A 2,190-nucleotide genomic window follows, 5' to 3' on the forward strand; every position below is an offset into this window, starting at 1 on the left:
GCCTCGATGACGGCGTCGCCGCCCTCACCCAGCTCGGTCTGATCAAGGCCGCCTGAGGCGATCAGGCAAAACGATCGTTCGGGCCAGGCGGCGTCAATGCCGCCTGGCCTCATTGCTTACTGGCTCGGCGCCATTGCGTGCTCGCATGACACTTTCGGGTTCATGTCGGCGAACGTACCTGTCGGGTTGCCTTTCCAGGCCCAGACATGCAGTTCGTAGAATTCACCCAGGCCATAGCGGTTGGGGGCGCTGTTGAAGTTGAACAGCTGGCCGTCCAACGATGCCGGTCCTTTCGAAGTGATGTACTCGACCGCCACCAGCTTCAGCGCGCCATCGGCCATCGGCTCGTACATCACGGCTTCGGGACGGGCGATGTCGATCTTGTCGTCGTTCAGATACCGGCCGTTGACATAGTGAATGCCCATGGCGCCGCCGGTGATGCCGCTGGCACAGGGAATAGGCGAATAGCCCTCTGACACCGCTGTCTTGACGTCGACGAACCGGCTGTTGGCAGCCCGCACCTTGTCGGCCAGCGGGTTGGAGCCGGAGGCAGCTTCGGCCGGCTCCTGATGCGCCTGCGCGAGGGTAGTGCAGATAGCCAGCATGGTCCCCGCCATAAGAAGTCCGCTGCGAAAGTTTGATGTCATCTTCATTCCATTCTTCTTGAAAAAGCACAGCTGACCGGCCGCCGAAAATACGGAGGCCCGGCAGGCAAGCGCTGTGGCTGTTGTTGCTTGGAAATCCCGAAATCGATGCGACGACTACCGGGAAGGATCATCCCTTCGGCAGATACGGGATCGTTCCGGCCAGATCCGTGTTGTCGATCATCTGGAAACGGCTGTCGCTGCCGCCCTGACGGGCCGACACGAAGGGCGCGTAGGCAGGGTCGGTGGTGAAGGCGCGCGCCGCCGCTTCCGACGGGAACGCCATCAGCGCGATCAGCGTGGTATCGAGCGGCTTGCCTTCGAGGGTCTTCACATTGCCGCTGCGCGACAGATATCTGCCGCCATGCTTGTGGACGAGATCGTGCACCGAGGCGGCGTAGGCCGGCACCCACTGCGGGTCGTTTATCTTGATGTCTGCGATAACGTAGGCGGTCATGGTAGTCTCCTGGTTGCGGTACACAGGGTATCCCGTGGAACCGACCAAGGGCTCGCATGGCAAGGCACCCGCCAACCAGTCCGCGATCTGTACCGGGGCAGTACAGTTTCCGTACTGGCCGCTTCATTCATGAAGGCCTAATATTCGGTCAGGTTTGAGGGAGAGGCACCAATCATGAGCCAGCATGGATACAAACAGTTCTGCCCGCTATCGATGGCCGCCGAGGTGCTGTGCACCCGCTGGACGATGGTGCTGATGCGCGAACTGGTGGCCGGCTCGACCCGCTTCAACGACCTGCGCCGCGGCGTTCCCAAAATGTCGCCGACCCTTCTGTCGCAACGGCTGAAGGAACTTGAGATCGCCGGGATCGTCGAGCGCAAGGAAGTGCCGGGCGAAAAAGGCATATCCGAATATCGGCTGACGGAGGCGGGCCGGGATTTGCGCCCGGTCGTCGAGGCAATGGGCTTCTGGGGGCAGAAATGGGTCGAGTCCCGGCTGTCGCTGAAGAACCTCGATCCGTCGCTGCTGATGTGGGACATGCGGCGCAATCTGAACCCCTCGCCGCTGCCCGAGGGGCGTACGGTGATACAATTCCTGTATCAGGACCTGCCGGCATCCAAACGCTCATGGTGGCTGATCGTCGAGAAGCACGGTGAGGTCGATCTGTGCTGGTACGATCCGGGCTTCGATGTCGATCTCTACGTCTCGACCGACCTGCACACGATGACGGCGATCTGGATGGGATTGCTGACCGTCGAGAAGGCCGGTGCGAAAATTGCCCTGACCGGCGACCAGGCCATCGGCAGAAAGATGCAGACGTGGCTCGGGCTCAGCCCGTTCGCGGTCGAGCCCAAGCGCGCGGCTTAGGAGGGCCAGCGGGCGCTTGTCAGGAAACGGGTGGCGAGACCGGCTTTTGGCGGCTTCAATGCCGGCCATGTTCATCACCCTGGCCAAGAATCTGAAATCCACGCCGCTGCAAGTCGCCGACGATCCGCGCTGGGCGCGCATTGTTGCGCGCGACAAATCGGCCGACGGCGAATTCTGGTATTCGGTGGCGACGACGGGCGTCTATTGCCGCCCTTCCTGCCC

At 62.0% G+C, this 2,190-nt stretch carries 4 protein-coding genes; 2 read left to right on the forward strand and 2 right to left on the reverse strand.

The annotated features are described in order from the left end of the window. Positions 1–116: 116 nt before the first annotated feature. Positions 117–653: a hypothetical protein gene (locus EOB49_RS33505; protein ID WP_206526185.1), complete on the reverse strand. Its 537-nt coding sequence runs from the start codon at positions 651–653 to the stop codon at positions 117–119. A gap of 121 nt (positions 654–774) precedes the next feature. Continuing rightward, positions 775–1,101: a DUF1330 domain-containing protein gene (locus EOB49_RS33510; RefSeq protein WP_127383465.1), complete on the reverse strand. Its 327-nt coding sequence runs from the start codon at positions 1,099–1,101 to the stop codon at positions 775–777. A 174-nt stretch (positions 1,102–1,275) separates the two neighbouring features. Between EOB49_RS33510 and EOB49_RS33515 the strand changes: the two genes are divergently transcribed. After that, on the forward strand, positions 1,276–1,968 hold the full coding sequence (locus EOB49_RS33515) for a helix-turn-helix domain-containing protein (RefSeq protein ID WP_127383466.1): 693 nt from the start codon (positions 1,276–1,278) through the stop codon (positions 1,966–1,968). A 67-nt stretch (positions 1,969–2,035) separates the two neighbouring features. Continuing rightward, the coding region (locus tag EOB49_RS38255) for an Ada metal-binding domain-containing protein (RefSeq protein ID WP_281060628.1) at positions 2,036–2,190 on the forward strand (155 nt) is incomplete at its 3' end.

It is taken from the genome of Mesorhizobium sp. M7A.F.Ca.MR.148.00.0.0 (assembly GCF_003997735.1).
Taxonomy (GTDB): domain Bacteria; phylum Pseudomonadota; class Alphaproteobacteria; order Rhizobiales; family Rhizobiaceae; genus Mesorhizobium.

Coding starts and splice junctions, on each gene's coding strand:
- EOB49_RS33505 (WP_206526185.1), bottom strand. CDS start 653: ATGAAGATGACATCAAACTTTCGCAGCGGACTTCTTATGGCGGGGACC.
- EOB49_RS33510 (WP_127383465.1), bottom strand. CDS start 1,101: ATGACCGCCTACGTTATCGCAGACATCAAGATAAACGACCCGCAGTGG.
- EOB49_RS33515 (WP_127383466.1), top strand. CDS start 1,276: ATGAGCCAGCATGGATACAAACAGTTCTGCCCGCTATCGATGGCCGCC.